21 protein-coding genes are annotated in these 20,765 nt (G+C 64.1%); 13 read left to right on the top strand and 8 right to left on the bottom strand.

The window, feature by feature from the left end; genetic code table 11:
- Nucleotide 1 precedes the first annotated feature (1 nt).
- Entirely contained in the window at nt 2–631 is a 630-nt protein-coding gene (gene cobO, locus FJW07_RS11240) for a cob(I)yrinic acid a,c-diamide adenosyltransferase (RefSeq protein WP_140646657.1), read from the top strand.
- Here the strand turns inward: cobO and cbiB are convergent.
- Nucleotides 628–1,635: an adenosylcobinamide-phosphate synthase CbiB gene (gene cbiB / locus FJW07_RS11235; RefSeq protein WP_140646656.1), complete on the bottom strand. Its 1,008-nt coding sequence runs from the start codon at nt 1,633–1,635 to the stop codon at nt 628–630. The two genes, cobO and cbiB, sit on opposite strands and share 4 nt — an antisense overlap.
- Between cbiB and cobD the strand changes: the two genes are divergently transcribed.
- Together cobD and FJW07_RS11225 are read left to right on the top strand one after the other, a co-directional pair.
- Nucleotides 1,634–2,689, top strand: coding sequence for a threonine-phosphate decarboxylase CobD (gene cobD / locus FJW07_RS11230; RefSeq protein WP_140856405.1), 1,056 nt, complete (start codon nt 1,634–1,636; stop codon nt 2,687–2,689). The two genes, cbiB and cobD, sit on opposite strands and share 2 nt — an antisense overlap.
- Nucleotides 2,686–3,195 (top strand): tyrosine phosphatase family protein, encoded by a 510-nt coding sequence (locus FJW07_RS11225; protein WP_140646654.1) that lies wholly within the window; start codon nt 2,686–2,688, stop codon nt 3,193–3,195. The genes cobD and FJW07_RS11225 overlap by 4 nt, the downstream gene beginning before the upstream one ends.
- 12 nt (nt 3,196–3,207) lie before the next feature.
- Here FJW07_RS11225 and FJW07_RS11220 read toward each other — a convergent pair whose 3' ends face one another.
- Both FJW07_RS11220 and FJW07_RS11215 read right to left on the bottom strand, forming a co-directional pair.
- On the bottom strand, nt 3,208–4,005 hold the full coding sequence (locus FJW07_RS11220) for a creatininase family protein (protein WP_140856403.1): 798 nt from the start codon (nt 4,003–4,005) through the stop codon (nt 3,208–3,210).
- A gap of 61 nt (nt 4,006–4,066) precedes the next feature.
- Nucleotides 4,067–4,450, bottom strand: coding sequence for a RidA family protein (locus FJW07_RS11215; protein ID WP_140653585.1), 384 nt, complete (start codon nt 4,448–4,450; stop codon nt 4,067–4,069).
- A 252-nt stretch (nt 4,451–4,702) separates the two neighbouring features.
- On the opposite strand from FJW07_RS11215, the gene FJW07_RS11210 reads away from it, so the two are divergent.
- The 9 genes from FJW07_RS11210 (at nt 4,703) to FJW07_RS11170 (ending at nt 12,087) form a co-directional block, all read left to right on the top strand.
- Nucleotides 4,703–5,707, top strand: coding sequence for an ABC transporter substrate-binding protein (locus FJW07_RS11210; protein ID WP_140646651.1), 1,005 nt, complete (start codon nt 4,703–4,705; stop codon nt 5,705–5,707).
- 15 nt (nt 5,708–5,722) lie between these two features.
- Entirely contained in the window at nt 5,723–6,544 is an 822-nt protein-coding gene (locus FJW07_RS11205; RefSeq protein ID WP_140856402.1) for an ABC transporter ATP-binding protein, read from the top strand.
- Nucleotides 6,531–7,382, top strand: a complete 852-nt coding sequence (locus FJW07_RS11200; RefSeq protein ID WP_140646649.1) for an ABC transporter permease — start codon at nt 6,531–6,533, stop codon at nt 7,380–7,382. Before FJW07_RS11205 ends, FJW07_RS11200 begins: the two co-directional genes overlap by 14 nt.
- Nucleotides 7,383–7,415: 33 nt before the next feature.
- Nucleotides 7,416–8,717 (top strand): cytosine deaminase, encoded by a 1,302-nt coding sequence (locus FJW07_RS11195; RefSeq protein ID WP_140856400.1) that lies wholly within the window; start codon nt 7,416–7,418, stop codon nt 8,715–8,717.
- Nucleotides 8,717–10,114 (top strand): FAD-binding oxidoreductase, encoded by a 1,398-nt coding sequence (locus FJW07_RS11190; protein ID WP_140856710.1) that lies wholly within the window; start codon nt 8,717–8,719, stop codon nt 10,112–10,114. Before FJW07_RS11195 ends, FJW07_RS11190 begins: the two co-directional genes overlap by 1 nt.
- 205 nt (nt 10,115–10,319) lie before the next feature.
- Nucleotides 10,320–10,901: an NAD(P)H-dependent oxidoreductase gene (locus FJW07_RS11185; protein ID WP_140856398.1), complete on the top strand. Its 582-nt coding sequence runs from the start codon at nt 10,320–10,322 to the stop codon at nt 10,899–10,901.
- Nucleotides 10,901–11,488, top strand: coding sequence for an NAD(P)H-dependent oxidoreductase (locus tag FJW07_RS11180; RefSeq protein ID WP_140856396.1), 588 nt, complete (start codon nt 10,901–10,903; stop codon nt 11,486–11,488). The genes FJW07_RS11185 and FJW07_RS11180 overlap by 1 nt, the downstream gene beginning before the upstream one ends.
- Before the next feature lie 78 nt (nt 11,489–11,566).
- Nucleotides 11,567–11,800, top strand: coding sequence for a hypothetical protein (locus FJW07_RS11175; protein WP_140856395.1), 234 nt, complete (start codon nt 11,567–11,569; stop codon nt 11,798–11,800).
- Nucleotides 11,779–12,087 carry a type II toxin-antitoxin system RelE/ParE family toxin gene (locus FJW07_RS11170; protein ID WP_246680736.1) on the top strand — a complete coding sequence of 103 codons (309 nt, stop codon included), beginning with the start codon at nt 11,779–11,781 and terminating at the stop codon, nt 12,085–12,087. The genes FJW07_RS11175 and FJW07_RS11170 overlap by 22 nt, the downstream gene beginning before the upstream one ends.
- Nucleotides 12,088–12,143: 56 nt before the next feature.
- On the opposite strand, the gene FJW07_RS11165 is transcribed toward FJW07_RS11170, so the two are convergent.
- The 5 genes from FJW07_RS11165 to FJW07_RS11145 all read right to left on the bottom strand — a co-directional run bounded on the left by FJW07_RS11165 (nt 12,144) and on the right by FJW07_RS11145 (nt 19,807).
- The gene (locus FJW07_RS11165; RefSeq protein ID WP_140856392.1) at nt 12,144–14,591 is read right to left on the bottom strand and encodes an FAD-dependent oxidoreductase; all 2,448 of its coding nucleotides are present in this window, start codon (nt 14,589–14,591) and stop codon (nt 12,144–12,146) included.
- A complete protein-coding gene (locus tag FJW07_RS11160; RefSeq protein WP_140856390.1) occupies nt 14,588–15,769 on the bottom strand; it encodes a pyridoxal phosphate-dependent aminotransferase in 1,182 nt (393 codons plus the stop codon). The genes FJW07_RS11165 and FJW07_RS11160 overlap by 4 nt, the downstream gene beginning before the upstream one ends.
- On the bottom strand, nt 15,769–16,668 hold the full coding sequence (locus FJW07_RS11155; protein ID WP_140646641.1) for a homocysteine S-methyltransferase family protein: 900 nt from the start codon (nt 16,666–16,668) through the stop codon (nt 15,769–15,771). The genes FJW07_RS11160 and FJW07_RS11155 overlap by 1 nt, the downstream gene beginning before the upstream one ends.
- A complete protein-coding gene (locus tag FJW07_RS11150; RefSeq protein ID WP_140646640.1) occupies nt 16,665–19,118 on the bottom strand; it encodes an FAD-dependent oxidoreductase in 2,454 nt (817 codons plus the stop codon). Before FJW07_RS11150 ends, FJW07_RS11155 begins: the two co-directional genes overlap by 4 nt.
- Before the next feature lie 101 nt (nt 19,119–19,219).
- Nucleotides 19,220–19,807, bottom strand: coding sequence for an XRE family transcriptional regulator (locus FJW07_RS11145; protein WP_246672481.1), 588 nt, complete (start codon nt 19,805–19,807; stop codon nt 19,220–19,222).
- A gap of 236 nt (nt 19,808–20,043) precedes the next feature.
- Here FJW07_RS11145 and FJW07_RS11140 point away from each other — a divergent pair, with 236 nt between their 5' ends.
- Nucleotides 20,044–20,748, top strand: a complete 705-nt coding sequence (locus FJW07_RS11140) for a nitroreductase (protein ID WP_140646639.1) — start codon at nt 20,044–20,046, stop codon at nt 20,746–20,748.
- Nucleotides 20,749–20,765: the final 17 nt, after the last annotated feature.

The raw sequence follows: 20,765 nt of genomic DNA, 5'->3' as shown, positions 1-20,765 counted from the left end.
CATGGCCGAAATCGAAGACAAGACCATTGACGACAGGGACGTCGAACGCCACCGCGCCAAGATGGCGAAGCGCAAGGCGGTGCAGGATGCCGAAGTGGCCGGCAAGACGATCGAGAAAGGGTTGCTGATCGTCAATACAGGCCCGGGCAAGGGCAAGACCACGGCGGCTTTCGGTCTGGCGCTGAGGATGCTTGGGTATGGCAAGCGCGTCGGCGTTGTCCAATTCATCAAGGGAAAATGGCACACCGGCGAGAAGGACGCTTTCGCCGCGTTCGGAAACCGCGTCGTCTGGCATGCGATGGGCGAGGGCTTCACCTGGGAGACGCAGGACCTCAAGCGCGACATCGCCGCCGCCGAAGCCGCCTGGGCCAAGGCGCTGGAACTGATGGCCGATCCGTCGATCAGCCTCGTGGTGCTCGACGAGCTCAACATCGCGCTGCGCTACGACTATCTCGACCTGGAAAAAGTGGTCGCGGCGCTGAAGGCGCGCCGGGACGATCTGCATGTCATCGTTACCGGCCGCAATGCCAAGCCGCTGCTGGTCGAGGCGGCCGATCTCGTCACTGAAATGGGGCTGACGAAGCACCATTTCTCGGCGGGCGTGAAAGCCCAGCAGGGAATCGAGTTCTAAAGTGCGCTGGCGCCCTGACCACTGATCTGGATGGTTAGATAGATCACAACCGCCGACAGGGTCGCGAACAAGCCGAGCAGCAGCCAGTCGGCCACGCGATAGAGCTTCAGCGCCTGGCGGATGTCGGTGCTTTCGGCCTCGCGGCGGCCGCCTTCGCCCATGAAGGCATCCTCCACGACCTCGCCGTCATAGCTGCGCGGTCCGGCGAGGGACAGCCCGAGCGCGCCGGCCATCGCCGCCTCCGGCCAGCCGGCATTGGGCGAGCGGTGTTTCCTGGCGTCGCGTCGCATGACCTGCCAGGCGCCGCGCGGATCGGCGCCTGGGACAAGAAAGGCCGCCAAGACGATGAGCAGGCCGGTGAGCCGCGATGCGGGCAGGTTGACCAGATCGTCGAAGCGGGCGGCGGCCCGGCCGAAGGCCTCATATTGCGGCGTGCGGTGGCCGATCATCGAATCGGCGGTGTTGGCGGCCTTGTAGGCCGCGCCGCCGCCAAGGCCGCCGATGCCGGTCCAGAAGGCAGGTGCGACGATGCCATCGGAGAAATTCTCGGCCAGGCTTTCGATCGCGGCGCGCGCGACGCCCGCTTTGTCGAGCTTTTCGGGATCGCGGCCGACGATGCGTGAGACGGCGATGCGGCCGAGCGTCAGGCCGCCGGTCTCCAGCGCGTCGGCGACCTCCTCGACATGCTCGGCGAGGCTTTTCTGCGACAGCAGCGAGGAGCCGAGGATCGCGGCAATGACGAGGCCCGTGGGGAACATCATCCAGAGCAGGACATGCAGCCCCAGGCCGATCAGGCCGGGCACCAGCAGAATGACGAGCAAGGCCTGGACGCCGCGGCGGCGACGCAATTCGTCGGAATCCGTCGCGCGGTTGAGCCGGCGATCGAGAAAGGATATCAGCCTGCCGATCCAGGTTACCGGGTGGCCGATGGCGTTGAACAGCCAGTCCGGGTAGCCGAGGGTACGTTCGACGGCGAGTGACAGGAAAGCGATCAGGATTGACATGAAGCTTCTAAGCGGAGCGATTGCAGCGGTTGATCATGGCGGCAGCCTTGGCCGCGCAAGCGCGCTTTTTCCTCATGCGCCAAAACCTTTCGTGGACCTCTCGACAGGTATCAATCCGCACTCCTATCCGCTTTTCGACCTGCCCGCCACCGCCCTGTCCCGATTGCCGGAGGCAGGACAACTGCGTGAATTGGCCGAAATTGCGGCTTCGGCCTATGGCGCGCCGTCAGCGGCACATGTGGCGGCGGCGCCCGGCACGCAGATTTTGCTGCCGCGCGTCGCTTCGCTGGTGCGACCCGGCAAGGCGCTGGTGCTCGGCCCGACCTATGCCGAACACGCCCGGGCCGCAGCCATCGCCGGCCATGCGGTTGCGGAGGTCAGTGATTTCGACGCGCTGGGCGAGGCGGACCTTGCGGTGCTGGTCAATCCCAACAATCCTGACGGGCGGGTGATCGAAAAGGCCCGCCTGCTCGACCTTGCCGCGCGGCTTCGCGCCAAGAGCGGGCTGCTCGTCGTCGACGAAGCTTTCATGGATGTCGGCCCGATCGAGCAAAGCCTGGCCGGCGATGTCGGGGCGGGCGGTATCGTCGTGCTGCGCTCGTTCGGCAAGTTCTTCGGCCTCGCCGGCGTGAGGCTCGGCTTCGCGCTGACGGATCAGCTGACGGCCGAGCGGCTGGATGCGCAACTGGGGCCCTGGGCGGTGGCCGGTCCGGCGCTCGAATATGGCATCCGCGCGCTGTCGGATGCAGGATGGCAGGAGGACATGCGGGTACGTCTCGCCTCCGATGCCAAACGACTCGACGCGCTGCTTGGAAAGTCCGGTGTGCCAATCTCCGGCGGCACATCACTGTTCCGCTATGTGTCTTTCAACGATGCTCCAAGCCTGTTTTCGGCGCTCGGCAAGCGTGGCGTGCTGGTCCGTCACTTCGCTGAGCGGCTTCAGGTTCTGCGCATCGGACTGCCGGGCAGCGAGGCGGAATGGCAGCGCCTCGAAGGCGCCCTTGCCACGTGGGCCGCGCGGCGCAAGGATGCGCCGAAGGAGTTCGGGCAATGATCCACGTCTGTTCGCTGTCGAAGGTCGACGAGACCGTGGCAAGGACCGGTGCGCAGCGGTTGTTGTCGCTGCTCGCCGCCGGCACCGAAGTGCTCCGCCCGGCCTCGATCCCGGCGGAAAACCACCTGCATCTCGTCATGCACGACATCGCCGTCGCGCAGGAAGGCATGACCATGCCCGGCGAGGAGCATGTGCGGGCCTTGCTCGATTTCGCCTATCGCTGGGACCGGGCAAAGCCGCTGGTGGTGCATTGCTATGCCGGCGTCAGCCGCTCAACGGCATCGGCCTACATCATCGCGGCGGCGCTTTCGCCCAAGCGCGACGAGATGGAACTCGCCCGGACGCTGCGTTTCCTCTCGCCGACGGCGACGCCCAATCCACGGCTGATCGCCGTTGCCGACATGCTGCTTCAGCGCGATGGCCGCATGATCGCGGCGATCGAGGCGATCGGGCGCGGCGCCGACGCGTTCGAGGGGATACCCTTCGAACTAACGATTGAAAGTTGAGCCGCGTTTTCTCTACGACAGCCAGTCTGCAAGCTTTGCCTTGCGGACATCCCTGACCAGGTTGATAAAGCCGTCGGCCTGCATTTCCGCCGTCAGGCGGCCCTTCTCGGCCGTGGCGATCGAGGCATCGCCGACCACGCCGTTCGGGTTGAGGTCGCTGGCGATCCAGGCGAAGGCGTGCGTTCCGGTGTGGCGCAGCAGGGCGAATTCCTTTTCGGCGCGGGCGACATTGGAGACGAAGTCATCCGCCTTGGTCATGTCGACGAGATCAGGGCGGAAGTGCAGCATCAACGAGGTCTCGACATCGCCGCCATGGATGCCGTGACGGTCCTCGAGCTCGGTGTACATGCCGGCCGGGCGGCCGAAGCGCTGCCAGCTCGTCTTCACCGACAGCATTTTGGCGCGCACGCGCAATTCGCGCGAAACGATGCCCATGATCTCTTCATTGCCGCCATGCGAATTGACGATGATCAGTTTCCGGACCCCGGCGCGGGCGACGGACAGGCCAAGCTCGGTCCAGGCATCGACCAAAGTGGTGGCCGGCAAGGTGAGTGTTCCCGGCGCGTGCAAGTGCTCGTTCGACTTGCCGACCGCCTGCACCGGCAGGATGCGGATGTCGAGATCGTCGGGCAGGCGCGCGATCACCGTCTCCAGCATGCCGACCATGATCGAAGTGTCGGTCGAGACCGGCAGATGCGGGCCGTGCTGCTCGATCGCCGCCACCGGCAGCACGGCGATAGTCGCTTCGGCGTCGATCGAGGCATATTCGGTCGTCCGGTAGTCGCCCCACCACACACGTCTTGTCGTCACTTTTCGTCTCCCGATTGGTCTGCTGTCCGGCCTGAGGTCTAAAGACTATCCCCGGCAACAGCTAGCCTGCTGCCAGAACTTCGACCTCGACCTTGAATTCCGGACGCGCAAAGCCGGAAACGATCATCAGCGTCGAGGCCGGCGCCGGGTCCGAAAACAAGCGGTTGCGGACATCCATATAGGCCTGCAGATATGCGCGGTCGGTGACGAAGGCGTTGATGCGAACGGTGTCGTTCAAGGTCAGCCCGGCTTCGCTCAGAATCGCGGCGATGTTCTTGAAGCAGAGCTCGGCCTGGGCGCCGGCGTCCTCGGGAACATGGTCGTCAGCCCCGATGCCCAGCTGTCCGGAGCACAGCACCAGCCGTTTTCCGGCGGGTATCTCAACGCCGTGGCTGTAGCGGGCGAAGGGCGGCTTGATCGTCTTGGGGGCGAGGTATTTCAGCATGGCATTCTCCTGTGCGCCCGCAGACTAAGGCTCGATTCGTGAAACCTTCAAGATGCGGTGCATGCCGCCAGAGCGATTATGGACAGGCGTCCAAAAAATAGGCACGATGCCTCGCGTACAGCATGACCCCTCCGGTCTCGGCAATGACTGCCGCGCAAGCGGGCGGCCCGGGCGGTGGCATGTGTCTTGCTTCTTGAACCAATGGTGTCGAGCCCAGCGCGTTGCGCGCCGGAGCCAAGAGAGGGTGAGTTTATGATCGGAAATGGGAAGGTCCTGGCGGGCTCGATCGCCTTGCTGGTGGCGGGCACACTGAGCGCGGCCGCGAACGAGAAGGTGACGTTCGGCACCAACTGGCTGGCCGAGCCGGAGCATGGCGGCTACTATCAGGCCGTTGCCGACGGCACCTATGCCGCCTGCGGCCTCGACGTCACCATCATGCAGGGCGGCCCGCAGGTCAGCGGCCGGCCGATGCTGCTTGCCGGCAAGATCGATTTCTATATGGGCGGCAATCTGCTTTCGGCCTTCGACGCGGTGCAGCAGGGCATTCCGATGCGTGTCGTCGCGTCCGACTTCCAGAAGGATCCGCAGGTCATCATGTCCCAGCCGGGGCAGGGGCTCGACAAGTGGGAGGACCTGAAGAGCGCCGACCAATACATAATGGGCGACGAGGGTGCGCAGACCTTCTTCCAGTGGATGGTCACAGATCTCGGCTTCGATGCCGCCAAGCGCGTGCCCTATACGTTCAATCCGGCGCCCTTCATCGCCAACAAGAAGTCGATCCAGCAGGGCTATGTGACGTCCGAGCCGTTCGCGGTGCAGAAGGCGGGCGGCTTCGTGCCGAACCAGTTCCTGCTCGCCGACTATGGCTGGGATACCTATTCGACCACCATCGAGGTGATGCAGGATACGATCGACAAGCGGCCGGAGGTTGTGCAGTGCTTCGTCGATGGCTCGGCCAAGGGGTGGTACAAGTACCTCTACGGTGACAACAAGGCCGCCAACGATATGATCAAGAAGGACAATCCGGACATGACGGATGAGCAGATCGCCTTCTCGATCGAGCAGATGAAGAAGTTCGGCGTCGTCGATTCGGGCGATTCGGAAAAGCTCGGCATCGGCACCATGAACGAAGCCCGCATCCAGAGCTTCTACGACAAGATGGTCAAGGCCAAAGTCGCGCAGCCGGGCATCGACATCAAGAAGGCCTACACGCTGGCCTTCATCAACAAGGGTGTCGGGCTGGAGCTGAAGAAGTAAGGCGGCCTGCCTGAGATGATCCAGGAGAAAGTGGCTGAGACGCCGGCGGCATCGGGAGAGACCCGGATGCTGCTTGCCCTGCGCAATGTCGGCAAGGTCTTTTCCAACGGCGTGACGGCGCTGAGCAAGGTCGACCTTACGATCCGCGAGGGCGATTTCCTGAGCCTGCTCGGCCCTTCGGGCTGCGGCAAGTCGACGGCGCTCAGGCTGATCGCCGGCCTGTCGACGCCGACCTCCGGCCAGCTCGACTGGCGCGGCTCGATCGACCGCTCGAATACCGGCTTCGTCTTCCAGGAGCCGACGCTGTTGCCCTGGGCCAGCGTCTTCGACAATGTCTGGCTGCCGCTCAGGCTGAAGGGCGTGTCGCGCGCCAAGGCGGAGCCGGCCGTGATGGAGATGCTGTCGCGCGTCCATCTCACCGGCTTCGAGAACGCCGTGCCACGCGAGCTTTCGGGCGGCATGAAGATGCGCGTCTCGATCGCGCGGGCCATGGTGACCAAGCCGCGCATCCTTCTGATGGACGAGCCCTTCGCCGCGCTCGACGAGATCACCCGCTTCAAGCTCAACAACGACCTTCTGGAGCTTTGGCAGGACGAGCGCTTCACCGTCGTCTTCGTCACGCACAGCGTGTTCGAAAGCGTGTTCCTGTCCAGCCGCGTCGTCGTCATGGCCGCGCGTCCGGGCCGCGTCTTCGGCGAACTCGCCGTCGATGCTCCTTATCCGCGTGACGAAGCGTTCCGCACCTCGCCGGACTATGCCGTGCTTTGCCGGCAGGCCTCGGACGTGCTGGTGAACGCCATCAACTCAACCGCCGGACCGCGCCATGACGGCCATTGAAGACGCTACGCTGAAACTCGATCCGGAAGAGGCGCGCCGCGCCCGCCAGGAGCGGCTGGAGCGCATCGGCAGATGGGTGCTGCCGCTGGCGATCATGGTGTTGGCGATCGTGCTGTGGGATCGCATCTGCGTCTGGAACGAGATCCCGCAATATATCCTGCCGCGCCCGGGAGTGGTCCTGCAGACGCTGCACAATGATGCCGGCCTGTTGTTCTCGTCGCTCTTGGTGACGCTCAGGATCACCTTCCTCAGCTTGGCTCTCGCCGTGATCGGCGGCGTCGGGCTGGCGGTGCTGTTCGCGCAATCGAAATGGGTGGAGATGTCGTTCTTCCCCTTCGCCATCGTGCTGCAGGTGACGCCGATCGTCGCCATCTTCCCGCTGATCAACATCTATGTGAACAACCAGACCGTCAAATTGCTGCTCTGCGCCTGGATCGTCGCTTTCTTCCCGATCCTGTCGAACACCACGCTCGGCCTGAATTCGGTCGACCGGAACCTGCGCGACCTGTTCAAGCTCAACGGTGCGACGCGCTGGCAGCAATTGCGTTATCTGCGCCTGCCGGCGGCGATGCCCTATTTCCTCGGCGGGCTGAAGATCGCCGGCGGCCTGTCGCTGATCGGCGCGGTGGTGGCCGAATTCGTCGCCGGCGCGCAGGGGCAGTCGTCCGGGCTTGCATCGCGCATCATCGAGGCCGGCTACCGGCTCAACGCGCCGCGCCTGTTCGCGGCGCTGATCCTGATCTCGCTGACCGGCATATTGATCTTCCTGGTGCTGTCGCTGGTGTCGCATCTCATCCTGCGCCGCTGGCACGAGAGCGCGCTGAAGCAGGAGCGCTAGGGTGGTTCGTCTCGTCACCCAAGGGAGCTGCAGTTGATTCCAGACAAAGCGTCATACCGGCTTGCCAATGCCCGGCTGCATGCATCGCTGACGCCCGGCCTCGCCGCGGCCTTCGACAGCGACGGCTTCGCGCTTGCCGACATATCTGTCGCCGACGGCAAGATCTCCAGCATTGCCTCGCATGGCAAATCGAAGCTCCCGGCCGACGCGATCGACCTTGCCGGCCGCATCGTGCTGCCCTGCTTCGTCGACTGCCACACCCATATCGACAAGGGCCATATCTGGCCGCGAAAGCCCAATCCCGACGGCACCTTCATGGGCGCGCTCAATGCCACCGGCGCCGACCGCGCCGCGCGCTGGAGCGCCGAGGACGTCGCGCGCCGCATGGATTTCTCGCTGCGCTCAGCCTATGCGCATGGCACCAAGGCCGTGCGCACGCATCTCGACAGCGTGCCGCCGCAGGAGGAGATCTCCTGGCCGGTGTTCGAAACGATGCGGGAGAGATGGCGCGGGCGGATAGAGTTGCAGGCCGCCTGCCTGCTCGGCATCGAAGGCGTGCGCGACAAGAAATGGTTCGAGAAATTGGCGAAACGCGTCGCCGCGGCCAAGGGGGTGCTTGGCGTCGTCACCTATATGGTGCCCGATCTCGAGGAACTGCTCGACCAGGTTTTCGCCCAGGCGATCAAGCATGGGCTCGATCTCGATTTTCATGCCGACGAGACCGACGATGTCGCGGCGATCTCTTTGAAGAAGATCGCCGAGGCTTCGCTGTGGAACGGTTTTGAAGGCAACATCCTGGTCGGCCATTGCTGTTCGCTGGCACGCCAGCCTGACCTCGAGGTGCTCGACACGCTGGATAAGGTTGCCAAGGCAGGGCTCGCCGTTGTGTCGCTGCCGATGTGCAACCTCTATCTGCAGGATCGCCGCAACAACGAAACGACGCCGCGCTGGCGCGGCGTGACGCTGCTGCACGAGATGAAGGCGCGCGGCATCAAGGCGGCGGTCGCATCCGACAACACACGCGATCCGTTCTATGCTTACGGCGATCTCGACATGCTGGAAGTCTACCGCATGGCGACTCGCATCCTGCATTTCGATCATCCGGTCGGCGACTGGCCGAAGGCCATGGCGGCGACGCCGGCCGAGGTGATGCGGCTCGACGGCGCCGGGACGCTTGCCGCCGGAGGCAGCGCCGACTTCATCGTCTTCAAGGGCCGCAACTGGACCGAATTGCTGTCGCGGCCCGAATCGGATCGCATCGTGGTGCGCGAGGGCAGGGCGATCGAACGCCAACTGCCCGACTATGCCGAACTCGACGAACTGATGGTGGGATGATGGATATCGCAGTGCTGAAGCGCGATCTCGACGGGATCAAGGTCGACGACCATCCGGCCGTCGTCCAGCAGAAGAGCCGCGACTTCTACTGGTACAGCCCGGTTCTGAAGGCGCAGCTCGACCATGTCACCGGCGACCTGATCGTCACGCCGAAGAACGAGGACGAGGTCATTCGCGTTCTGGCTGCCTGTCATCGGCACGGCGTGCCGGTGACGCCGCGCGGCAGCGGCACCGGCAATTACGGCCAGGCGATGCCGCTGTCGGGCGGCGTGGTGCTCAACCTTGCCGAGATGAACACGGTCAAGTCGATCGCACCGGGACGCGTGGTGACCGGGCCGGGCGCGGTGCTGGCCGATATCGACAAGGCGACGCGGGCGCATTCCGGGCAGGAGCTGCGCATGTCGCCTTCCACCTACAACACGGCTTCGATCGGCGGCTTCGTCGCCGGCGGTTCGGGCGGCGTCGGCTCGATCCGCTGGGGCGGCTTGCGCGACCTCGGCAACGTCATTCGCCTGCGGACCGTGACAATGGAGGCCGAGCCGCGCGTCATGGAACTGACCGGCGAGGACGTGCTCAAGGTCATGCACGCCTATGGTACCAACGGCATCATCACCGAGGTCGAGATGCCGCTGACGGCCTCTTACGATTGGATCGATGTCATCGTCGGCTTCGACGATTTCATGGATGCGGCCGGTTTCGGCAACGATCTCGCCGTTCAGGACGGCATTTTGGCCAAGCTGATCACACCGATCGCCGCGCCCATCCCTTACGACTATTTCAAACGGCACCAGAAATTCTTCCGGCGCGAGCAGAGCATCGTGGTGTGCATGATCGCGCCGTACGCGATGGACGCCTTTGTCGCATTCGTGCGCAGCGGCAAAGGCGAGATCGTGTTCCGGGCCGACCAGGGGGCCGATCTCAAGGGGCTGCCGCCGGCCTATGAGCTGACCTGGAACCACACGACGCTGCGGGCGATCCGGGTCGATCCGACGATCACCTATCTGCAGACGCGCTATCCGTCGCCGCACCATCTCGCCCACGTCAAGGCGATGGTCGACCGTTTCGGCGACGAGGTGCCGGCGCATTTGGAATTCATCCGCTTCGACGGCGCCATCGGCGTCGCAGGTCTGCCGCTGGTGCGCTACACCACAGAAGAAAGGCTCGACGAGATCATTCGCATCCATGAGGACAATGGCTGCTGGATTTTTAACCCGCACCGCTACACGCTGGAGGAAGGCGGCATGAAGCGGACCGATGACGTGCAGCTTGCCTTCAAGCGCGATACCGATCCGCAAGGCCTCCTCAACCCGGGCAAGATGATCGCCTGGGAGAATCCCGGCTACGACTACCGCTCCGGCAAGCCGTTCCTGTTCAAGGGGCTGCAGGGAGCCGGGTGAGGAGAGGTTTGCGCTTGAACACCCCCATCTGTCCTACCGGAAATCTCCCCCGCAAGGGGGGAGATTGGCAGCTTGAGCGCTGCGGCCAACCTGCCACGCTGATAATTGGCGAAAGCGATGCGGCAGTCCGATCTCCCCCCTTGCGGGGGAGATGCCCGGCAGGGCAGAGGGGGGTGCCTCGCGCTGACGTTCGGGACGTTGTCCCGTGAAGATCCTCGTGCTCTTCGCGCATCCGGTGGAGACCAGCTTCAACGCCGGCCTGCACCGGACGATCGTCGAGCGGCTCGCCGCGGCGGGTCATGCTGTCGACGATTGCGACCTCTACGCCGAGGATTTCGATCCGCGGCTGACGCGCGCCGAGCGGCTCGGCTACCACGACCCGCGCGGGCCGGACGACGCGGTCGCCGGCTATGTCGAAAGGCTGAAGAATGCCGAAGCGCTGGTGCTGTCGTTTCCGGTCTGGAACTATGGCTATCCGGCAATCCTGAAAGGCTTCTTCGACCGCGTCTTTCTGCCCGGCGTGTCGTTCAAGCTGGTCGACGGCAAGGTGCGGCCGACGCTGCACAACATCCGCAAGCTCGCGGCCATCACCACCTATGGCGGCAGCCGTTTTCGCGCCATGCTGATGGGCGACCCGCCGCGCAAGATCGTCAAGCGCATGCTGCGGGCCACGATCAAGCCCGGCGCTTCCGTCTCCTATCTCGCGCATTATTCGATGAACCTCTCCACCGACGAGACGCGCGACGCCTTCATGGCGAAGGTCGCCGCCACGATGGACGCCTTCTGATGCGCGTGCTGGTGGTCTATTGCCATCCGGTGCCGGAGAGCTATTGCGCGGCGATCCGCGATACTGCCGTCGAGGTGCTGAGGGCAAAGGGTTGCGATGTAAGATTGCTCGACCTCTATGCCGAGAATTTCGACCCGGTGATGGGCTGCGAGGAGCGGCGCTTCTACAACGACCGGGCGCCGGAAGACCCGGCGCTCAAGCCGCATTTCGAGCATCTGAAATGGGCGCAGGCGATCCTCTTCATCTATCCGACCTGGTGGTACGGCCTGCCGGCGATGCTGAAGGGCTGGTTCGACCGGGTCTGGGCGACCGACATCGCCTTCCAGCTGCCGGCCGGAAAGGGCCGCATCAAGTCGCTGATGACGCATGTCACCAAGGTCGGCGTCATCACCACTTGCGGCGCGCCGACCTGGTGGAGCGTGGTCGTTGGCCAGCCCGGCCGCAAGACCATCCTGCGCGGCATGCGGGCGCTCTGCGCCAGGCGCTGCAGGACGTTTTTTCTCGCCCACTATCTGATGGATTCCTCGACGCCCAGGAGCCGGACGGCGTTTCTGGTCAAGGTTCAAAGGACGCTGGAGCGGTTTTAGGGGACTTCGACTTTCCTGCGGGATCGCGCCGAACGAGCTTGCCTTTTTTTATGCGGAAATGAAGTGCATATTAGAAGCATGACCAAGCTCTTCGAACATGCTGTCCAACGTGTCCGCACCTTGCCTCCTGAATTGCAGGACGAGTATGCGCGTGTCCTCTTGCGGCTCGCGGGTGATGAGGGGGACGAACCTGTTCATCAACTGGGCCGAGAGGAAAAAGCCTCGCTCGCAATGTCCCGGGCGCAGGCTGCGCGCGGTGAATTTGCAACCGACGAGGAAGTCCGTGCTATTTGGGCGAAGCACGGCCTGTGAAGCTTCGTTATACGCTGGCGGCGCTAGCCGAGTTAGATGAAGTTCTCGGCAATATCGCATTGCAGTCACCCAAAGGAGCGAAGCGGATCCAAGCTAGGCTCCATGCGGTCATCGATTTATTGCTTGAACATCCGCTAAGCGGCGTCGCTACAGACGAAAGGCCGATGCGCCGGATCGTCGTGAGACCTTATCCCTATCTGATCTACTACGAGCCTTCCGCCGACGAAATCGTGATTATCGGTATTCGTCATGGTGCTCGCGATCCCTCAACCATGCCGGACAAGTAACAACGGTCGCCTGGTCACGCCTGCGGCAATCCTGTCCGAAGTGAACAGAAGAAAGGCTACATCCTTACCCGTTCCGCCTTAGGATCATACATCGGCTTCAGCGAGGCTTCCGCCGCGAAGCGCTCGCCGGCGATCTCGACCTCGTAGGATGAGGCAAGCACGTCCGCCTCGCTTTCGCCCTCGCACGGCACGTAACCCAGGCCGATCGCGCCGCCGAGATGGTGACCGTAATTGCCGGAGGTGATCGGGCCGACGATCTTGCCATCGCGCAGGATCGCCTCGTTGTGGAAGAGCAAGGGCTGAGGGTCTTTCAGGCGGAACTGCACCAGCCGGCGTGACAGGCCGGCTTCCTTCTTCCTGAGCACCGCGTCGCGGCCGATAAAGCCGGCTTTGCTCGTCTTGACGGCAAAGCCCAGGCCGGCCTCCAGCACATTGTCCTCGTCGGTGATGTCGTGGCCGAAATGGCGGAAGGCCTTTTCGATGCGACAGGAATCGAGCGTATGCAAGCCGCAAAGCTTCAGGCCGACATCGGCGCCGGCTTCAGCGATCGCCTCGAAGACATGGGCGGCCTGCTCCGTCGAGACGTAGAGTTCCCAGCCGAGCTCGCCGACATAGGTGACGCGATGCGCTCGGGCGAGGCCCATGCCGATCTCGATCTCCTGGAAAGTGCCGAACGGATTGGCTTCGTTGGAAAAATTGTTCGGGCTGACCCTCCGGATCAGGTTTCGCGCTTCCGGTCCCATCAGGCAGATGACGGCTTCGGCGGTGGTCACGTCGGTGATGACGACGAATTCGTCGGCGACATGCTTGCGCAGCCAGGCAAGGTCGCGCTGCAAGGTGGCGCCCGGCACGACGAGGAAATAAGCTGTTTCGGAAAGTCGCGTCACGGTGAGGTCGCTCTCGATGCCGCCCTTGGTATTGAGCATCTGCGTGTAGACGATCTTGCCCGGAGCCACGTCCAAATCGTTGGCGCAGAGACGCTGCAGGAAGGTACAGGCATCGCGGCCCTCGACGCGGATCTTGCCGAAGGAGGTCATGTCGAACAGGCCGACGCCGTTGCGCACGGCCTGATGCTCGTCGCGCTGGTTGTCGAACCAGTTCTGCCGCTTCCAGGAATAGCGGTATTCGCGCTCCTGGCCGTCACGCGCGAACCAGTTGGCGCGCTCCCAGCCCGCCACCTCGCCGAAGACGGCGCCGCGCGCCTTGAGATGCTCATGCAAAGGCGAGCGGCGCACACCGCGCGAGGTCGCCATCTGGCGATAGGGGAAATGGTCGGCGTAGAGCAGGCCGAGCGTTTCCGACACGCGCTCCTTGAGATAGCGGCGGTTCTTCTGGAAGGGCTGGGCGCGGCGGATGTCGACTTCCCACAGGTCGAAGGGCGCCTCGCCGTCGTTGATCCATTGCGCCAGCGCCATGCCGGCGCCGCCCGAGGAGACGATGCCGATCGAATTGTAGCCGGTCGCCATCCAGTAGCCGGCAAGTTCCGGCGCCTCGCCGAGATAGTAGCGATCGTCGGGGGTAAAACTCTCCGGACCGTTGAAGAAGGTGTGGATGCCGGCAGTGCCCAGCATCGGCATGCGGTTGACGCCCATTTCGAGGATCGGCTCGAAATGATCCATGTCCTCGGGCAACTGATCGAAGCAGAAATCCTCGCGGATGCCGTCCATGCCCCAGGGCTTCGCCACCGGCTCGAAGGCGCCGAGCATCATCTTGCCGGCGTCCTCCTTGTAGTAGGCGCACTCGTCCGGCACGCGCAGCACCGGCAGGCGCGACAGGCCGGGGATCGGCTCGGTGACGAGATAGAAATGCTCGCAGGCATGCAGCGGGATGGTGACGCCGTTCTGCCGGCCAAGCTCGCGCGCCCACATGCCGCCGCAGTTGACGACGATGTCGGTTTCGATCGTGCCTTGTTCTTCGCCCTGCGCCCAGGAGACGCCGGAGACGCGGCCATTCCTGGTGTGGACCTTGGTGACCTTGACGTTCTCCATGATCGTCGCGCCGCGCTGGCGCGCGCCCTTGGCCAGCGCCATGGCGATGTTGGCCGGATCGCACTGGCCGTCGAGCGGCAAATGCACCGCGCCGACCACGTCCGAGACATTGAGATGCGGGTACATCTCCTTGACTTCGCTCGGCGAAATCTCGCGCACGTCGACATCGAAGGCGCGGGCGAGCGATGCCTGCCGATAGATCTCGTGCTTGCGCTCTTCGGTCAGCGCGACGGTGATCGAGCCGACCTGGCGCATGCCGGTGCCGACCTCGGTCTCGGCCTCGAGCTTGACGTAGAGGTCGGCCGAGTATTTCGCCAGCCGCGTCATGTTCTGCGAGCCGCGCAACTGGCCGATCAGTCCGGCCGCATGCCAGGTGGTGCCGCTGGTGAGCTGCTTGCGCTCCAAGAGTACAATGTCGGTCCAGCCGAGCTTGGCTAGGTGATAGGCGACCGAGCAGCCGGAGACGCCGCCGCCGATGATGACGGCGCGGGCCTTACTGGGGATGGCCTTGGTCATGCTGCCTCGCGGCCGTAGTTGGAGGCGAAGCGGCGCACGCGAAGCGCTGCTTCCTTGAGGATGGGCTCGGGCTGGCAGAGGCTGATGCGGATGTGCCCGGCCGCGGCCTCGCCGAAGCTCGATCCGGGCATGACGCCGACCTTTTCCTTGTCGAGCAGTGCCCAGGCGAATTTCTCATCGTCGGGCTCGACGGCAGAGACATCGAGCATGATGTACATGCCGCCTTCGGAGCCGCGCACGGTGACTTCGTTGGCGCCGCGTATGGCATCGAGGAAGACGGTGCGTCGCGCGGCATAGCGTTCGGCGATGTCCTTCACGCCATAGTGGTTCTCCAACGCCTCGGCGCAGGCGATCGAAATGAAGGCCGGCAGGCCATAGGTCGTGACCAGATTGAGGTCGGTCATCAGCGCGATCATCGCTTTCGGCCCAGTCAGCCAGCCCATGCGCCAACCGGTCATGCCGTGGCTTTTCGACATGGAGTTTATGACCAGCGTGCGCTCGGCCATGCCGGGCAGCGAACGCGGCGAGATATGCTCGCCGCCGCCAAGCGTCCAATAGACCTCGTCCGACAGCAGCCAGAGATCATGCTCCTTGCAGATTTCGGCCAGTTGCTCGAGCCGTTCGCGCGAGTAGACGGCGCCCGTCGGATTGTTCGGCGTGTTGATCAGGATGGCGCGGGTGTTGGGCTTGAGCGCGGCGCGGATCATCTCCGCGCGGGGTTGAAATCCATCTTCGGCAGGCGTCTCGACCACGGTGAAGCTGGCGCCCGCGGCGCTGAAGGTGTTGGGATAGGTGGCGTAATAGGGCGCGACGACGATGGCGTGGTCGCCAGGGTCGAGCACGCCCTGCACGGCAGCGTAAAGCGCTGCCTGGCCGCCAGGCGTGGCGATGACCTCGTCGGGTTCCGTGAGGATGCCGGCGCAAGCGGTCGCGGCGGCGGCCATCGCCTTGCGCAGGCGCGGCAGGCCAGGCAGCGGCGTGTAGTGATGGTTGCTGCCGCGCACGGCGCTCACGCAAGCCTCGATCGTTTCAGACGGCGTGTCGAAATCATGGTCGCCGACCGAGAGAACGATGATGTCTTCGCCGGCCTGCTTGCGACTCCAGGCGGCGAAATGGACCTCCCAACCATCCTTGCCGGAAGGCACGATGGCAGTAATGCGCTTTGACGGCTTTGGCATCAGGAAACTCCCGAAATCTGGTGGCCGGCCCGCGTGAGCTTGTCACGCAGGGCGGCGATATGGGCGGGGCCGACCTCGCAGCAGCCGCCGACAATGCCGGCGCCGGCATCGACCCAGCCGATGGCCTGGTCGGCATAGGCTTGCGGATCGAGATCATGGCGGGCGTGCAGCACGTCCACCGTCCCGCCATGCTTCAATGCCTCGACCGAAGTGAAGCCGTTGGCATAGGCACCCACCTGTCCCCCCAGGGCAACGAGTTCGGGCAAGGCGGCGGCGATGGCTTCGGGCCGGCAGCAGTTGAGCAGCCGGGCCGCGACCGGCAGGTCGTCGAGAGCGTTGACGGCGGCAGCAATGGTTTCGCCGCTGCGCAGGCGGGGCGTGCCGTGGTCGGCGAGCGTCCAGGACACCCATACGGGCTTGCCGCTTTCCGAGGTGGCGATGACCGCTGCGCGGGCCTCCTCGGCGGAAGCCATCGTCTCGCACAGGAACAGATCGACGCTGTCGGCCTGCTCGGCGACGATGCGGCGATAGATATCGAGCGTCTCTTCGAAGGAGATGGTCAGCGCCGGCGCGTAGCTTCCGAACAGAGGCGACAGGCAGCCGGCTATGGCTGCGTCGCCCGCTTCGTCGCGAGCCTGCCTCGCCAGTTCGATGCCGCGCTTCTGCAACGGCTTGAACAGATCTTCGGCGCCCTCGCGCGCCAGGCGTTCCGGCGTTGCCGAATAGGTGTTGATGGTGATGACACGTGCGCCGGCACGGATGAATTCCGCGTGCAGGTCGCGCACCAGGTCCGGTTCGTCGATCAGCACCCTGGCCGACCACAACGGCGTCGGCTCGGACCTGCTGCGCCGAACCAGTTCCTGGCCCATGCCGCCATCGGTGAGGATGACGGAGGTCATGCCCGCAACCTCTCATTCTTCGGATCCCACAGCGGCTCGTCGTTCTGGACGACGGCCTTGAAGCGATCGCCAAAAATCTCGATTTCGATGGCCGTGCCCGGTTGCGTGAGATCGGCGCGCAGCATGCCAAGCGCAATCGACTTGCCGACGCGGTGGCCCCAGCCGCCCGACGTCGTCTCGCCGACGATGCTGCCGCCGTGCCAGAGCGTCGACATATAGGGCGCGTCGCAATCGCTGGGATTTTCGACGACCAGCGTGACGAAACGCTTCGTCACGCCCTGCTGCTTTTCATTGAGCAAAGCCGCCTTGCCGCAAAAGTCGGGCTTGTCCCATTTGACGAAGCGCTCCAAGCCGCCCTGCAGGATCGAATAGTCGGTCGAGAGATCGCCCTTCCAGGCGCGGTAGCCTTTCTCCAGCCGCAGCGAATCCAGCGCATACATGCCGAAGGGTTTCAGCCCGTGCCTCTGGCCGGCGGCCCAGACGGCATCGAAGACTGCCGTCGTGTCGGCGACCTTGGTGTGGATCTCCCAGCCGAGCTCGCCGGCGAAGGAGACGCGTACCAGTTTCGCCCAGCGTCCGGCGATGGTCGTGTCCTGATGCGTCAGCCAGGGCAGCGTCAGGTCGGCCTCGCAAACCTCGCCCAGAATCTTTCGCGAATTCGGACCGGCGAGGATCTGGGTCGAGTATTCCTCCGTCCGGTCGGTCAGCGTGAAAGCTGCGTCGGCGGGCATGCGCGACTTCAGCCATTCGAAATCGTGCCATTGCGCCACCGCGGCGGTGATCAGCGTCATCTTGTCCTCGCCGTGGCGTACCACCGACATTTCGGTGACGATGCGGCCCTTGTCATCGGCGAAATAGACGAGGCCGATGCGGCCGGGCTTCGGCACCAGGCCTGTGACCTGCCTTGCCAGCCAGTCGGTCGCGCCCGGACCTTCGAGGTTGAAACGCGAGAAGCCAGGCAGGTCGAGGATGCCGGCGGCGTCGCGTACGGCGAGGCATTCTTCGCGCACCGCGCGGTGCCACGGACCTTCGCGGCGGAAAGTCAGCGTCGCTTCCTCGGACGTGTCGTCGCCCGGCCCGGCATACCAGGTGGCGCGCTCCCAGCCATTATAGGCGTCGAACTGGCCGCCCAGCGCCTTGATGCGCTCATGCAGCGGCGAAAGCTTGCGGTTGCGCCCTTCGGGCCAGGCATGACGCGGGAACTGGATGGCGTATTCGTTGCCATAGATTTCCATGCCCTTGGCGACGCAATAGTCGGGGGCCGAGGCAAAGCTCGTGAACCGGCGCGGATCGCAGGACCACATGTCCCATTCGGTCTGGCCCTCGGTGACCCACTCGGCCAGCACCTTGCCGGCGCCGCCGCCTTGCGCGATGCCGAAGGTGAAGACGCAGGCCTCGAAGGCATTCGGCACGCCGGGCATCGGCCCGATCAGCGGGTTGCCGTCCGGCGCGTAGGGGATCGGCCCGTTGATCACCTTGGAGAGGCCGGCGGTGCCGAGGATCGGCACGCGGGCGACGGCATCGGCGAGGTAGTGCTCGAGGCGGTCGAGATCGTCGGGGAAAAGCTGGAAAGAAAAATCCTCCGGCATCGGATCGTTGTGGGTCGCCCAATGCGCGCGGCAATCGCGCTCATAGGGGCCGAGATTCATGCCGGTCTTTTCCTGGCGCAGGTAGTAGGAGGTGTCGACGTCGCGCAGCAACGGCAGTTTCTTGCCCTGTTCCTTCGACCATGCGGCGAGTTCGGGGATTTCCTCGAACAATATGTACTGGTGGCTCATCACCATCATCGGCACTTCGCGGCCGAACATTTTTCCAACCTCGGCGGCGCGATAGCCGGCCGCGTTGATGACGATCTCGCAACGGATTTCGCCCTGTGGGGTAGTAACCACCCATTCGCCATTCTCGCGGCGCACGCCGGTGACCGGGCAGAAGCGGATGATTTTCGCGCCCATGTCGCGCGCGCCCTTGGCAAGCGCCTGGGTCAGCTGCGCCGGGTCGATGTCGCCGTCGCTCGGATCGTAGAGCGCACCCTTCAGCTCATGCGTCTCGATAAAGTGGTAGCGGCGCTTGATCTCGTCGAGGCCGACGACGTCGATGTCCATGCCCTGGTATCTGCCCATGCCCTTGGCGCGCTGGAATTCCTGCATGCGCTCATTGCTATGGGCAAGCCGGAGCGAGCCGGTGACATGGTAGTTCATCGGATAGTCGACCGCTTCGGCCAGACCCCGGTAAAGCTCGGTCGAATAGCGCTGCATGTTCATCAGCGACCACGACGAGGAAAAGGTCGGCACGTTGCCGGCGGCATGCCAGGTCGAGCCGGAAGTCAGCTCGTTCTTTTCCAGAAGCACGCAATCGGCCCAGCCGGCCTTGCAAAGGTGGTAGAGCGATGAGCAGCCGACGACACCGCCTCCGATGATCACCACGCGTGCCGTGGTCGGCAAACCCGCCATGTTCTTCCTCCAACTCAAAGCGCGACACGTCGCGCTTTGCTTCCTGTTGATGCTTGCCGTTGTCCCAAAACCGCTGGGCACTTTTGGGCGGCATGCAGTGTTCAATAGACAGGCGGTGAAACCACCCAAATGACGACCGCTGCCTCGACCCCAGGATTGCGCCAGCGGAACGGCTTGCCCTCGAAGCGGAACGAATCGCCTTCGCCGAGACGATGCCAGACGCCGTCGATCTCGATCTCGAACGTGCCCGACGCGACATAGCCTGCTTCTTCCGTCGGGCGGCGCGCTTTGGTCTTCAGCTCCGCGCCCGGCGCGAAGACCGAGCGCAGCATCTCGAAGCTACCGCCGAGATCGGGCGACAGAAGCTCCTCCACCAGGCCGGATTCACTTGTGCCAAGCGAACGGCGGCTGCCGGCGCGCACGACCACGCCGCGCTCCTGCTCGATAGGGACATCATGGCTGAAGAACAAGCTGATCGGAACATCGAAGAGGCTGGCGAATGCCCTCAAGTCACCGAGCGAAGGAACCGAGAGGCCGCGCTCGACCTGGCTGACCCAGCCGACCGAACGGCCTAACTTGAGCGCAATTTCAGCGAGCGTGAGGCCGCGCGCCTTGCGGAGCGCACGGATGTCGCCGGCCAGCAGCCGGTCGCCATTGTCCTGCTCCGATTTGGTCGCGGTCGGGGTCAAAGGTTGCTCGTGAAAAAATCTGGATAAATTTCATGAGAGGGTAAAATCATGAAAAAATCAAGGAGATTTTCATAGGCCACAAGATTTGCTTGCGCGTTTTCGGCGGTTGATGCAAAGGCTCGCGCACGAGCGGCGAGTGGGGCGTCCGGTCGGGGACCAGTTTTAGCTTATAGTCTGCGGATGGTCGTTAAGGAAACCGGGTTGCGGGTTTCTGGCCATGCCGAAAGGGACGACCCATGCTTGAGAAGAACATCCGGATCGCGTCGGATGCGGAGATCGTCGATGAGGCGATCATGTCGCGCCGGTCGGTGCGCGCCTTCCTGCCCGATATGGTCGATGATGACACGATCCGCGCGATCCTGGCCGTCGCCGCGCGCGCGCCGTCCGGCACCAACATGCAGCCCTGGCGCGTCTATGTGACCAAGGGCGAGGTCAAGCAGCGCATCAGCGACGCCATCCTCAATTCCGGCATCCGCGCCGAAAAGGCGGAGTGGGACGAGTACCGCTACTATCCCGACCAGTTCTTCGAACCATACCTCACGCGCCGCCGTGCCAACGGCTTCGGGCTCTATGGCGTGCTGGGCATCGGCCGCCGCGAGGTCGACAGGATGCGCGCCCAGCACGACCGCAACTTCATCTTCTTCGACGCGCCGGTCGGCATGATCTTCACGATCGACCGGAGATTGAACCAGGGGTCGTGGATCGACTACGGCATGTTCCTGCAGAACATCATGGTGGCGGCGCGGGGCAGGGGGCTGCATACCTGCCCGCAGGCGGCCTTCGCGCCCTATCACCGCCAGATCAGGCCGGTGCTCGGTATTCCCGACGAGGAGATCGTCGTCTGCGGCATGGCGCTCGGCTATGAGGACACGTCGAAGCCCGAAAACGAGTTCCGCACCGACCGCGCGCCGCTCGAGGACTGGGTAAGCTTCGCGGAATAATGGCGCCGAGTTTCTCG

Origin of the sequence: Mesorhizobium sp. B3-1-9 (genome assembly GCF_006439595.1) — a bacterium.
GTDB lineage: Bacteria > Pseudomonadota > Alphaproteobacteria > Rhizobiales > Rhizobiaceae > Mesorhizobium.
This window is presented reverse-complemented; position numbering and strand designations above follow the sequence as displayed.

Coding starts and splice junctions, on each gene's coding strand:
- FJW07_RS11180 (WP_140856396.1), top strand. CDS start 10,901: ATGCGCGTGCTGGTGGTCTATTGCCATCCGGTGCCGGAGAGCTATTGC.
- cbiB (WP_140646656.1), bottom strand. CDS start 1,635: ATGTCAATCCTGATCGCTTTCCTGTCACTCGCCGTCGAACGTACCCTC.
- FJW07_RS11215 (WP_140653585.1), bottom strand. CDS start 4,450: ATGCTGAAATACCTCGCCCCCAAGACGATCAAGCCGCCCTTCGCCCGC.
- FJW07_RS11140 (WP_140646639.1), top strand. CDS start 20,044: ATGCTTGAGAAGAACATCCGGATCGCGTCGGATGCGGAGATCGTCGAT.
- FJW07_RS11155 (WP_140646641.1), bottom strand. CDS start 16,668: ATGACCTCCGTCATCCTCACCGATGGCGGCATGGGCCAGGAACTGGTT.
- FJW07_RS11175 (WP_140856395.1), top strand. CDS start 11,567: ATGACCAAGCTCTTCGAACATGCTGTCCAACGTGTCCGCACCTTGCCT.
- cobO (WP_140646657.1), top strand. CDS start 2: ATGGCCGAAATCGAAGACAAGACCATTGACGACAGGGACGTCGAACGC.
- cobD (WP_140856405.1), top strand. CDS start 1,634: ATGAAGCTTCTAAGCGGAGCGATTGCAGCGGTTGATCATGGCGGCAGC.
- FJW07_RS11210 (WP_140646651.1), top strand. CDS start 4,703: ATGATCGGAAATGGGAAGGTCCTGGCGGGCTCGATCGCCTTGCTGGTG.
- FJW07_RS11150 (WP_140646640.1), bottom strand. CDS start 19,118: ATGGCGGGTTTGCCGACCACGGCACGCGTGGTGATCATCGGAGGCGGT.
- FJW07_RS11190 (WP_140856710.1), top strand. CDS start 8,717: ATGGATATCGCAGTGCTGAAGCGCGATCTCGACGGGATCAAGGTCGAC.
- FJW07_RS11165 (WP_140856392.1), bottom strand. CDS start 14,591: ATGACCAAGGCCATCCCCAGTAAGGCCCGCGCCGTCATCATCGGCGGC.
- FJW07_RS11200 (WP_140646649.1), top strand. CDS start 6,531: ATGACGGCCATTGAAGACGCTACGCTGAAACTCGATCCGGAAGAGGCG.
- FJW07_RS11160 (WP_140856390.1), bottom strand. CDS start 15,769: ATGCCAAAGCCGTCAAAGCGCATTACTGCCATCGTGCCTTCCGGCAAG.
- FJW07_RS11225 (WP_140646654.1), top strand. CDS start 2,686: ATGATCCACGTCTGTTCGCTGTCGAAGGTCGACGAGACCGTGGCAAGG.
- FJW07_RS11205 (WP_140856402.1), top strand. CDS start 5,723: ATGATCCAGGAGAAAGTGGCTGAGACGCCGGCGGCATCGGGAGAGACC.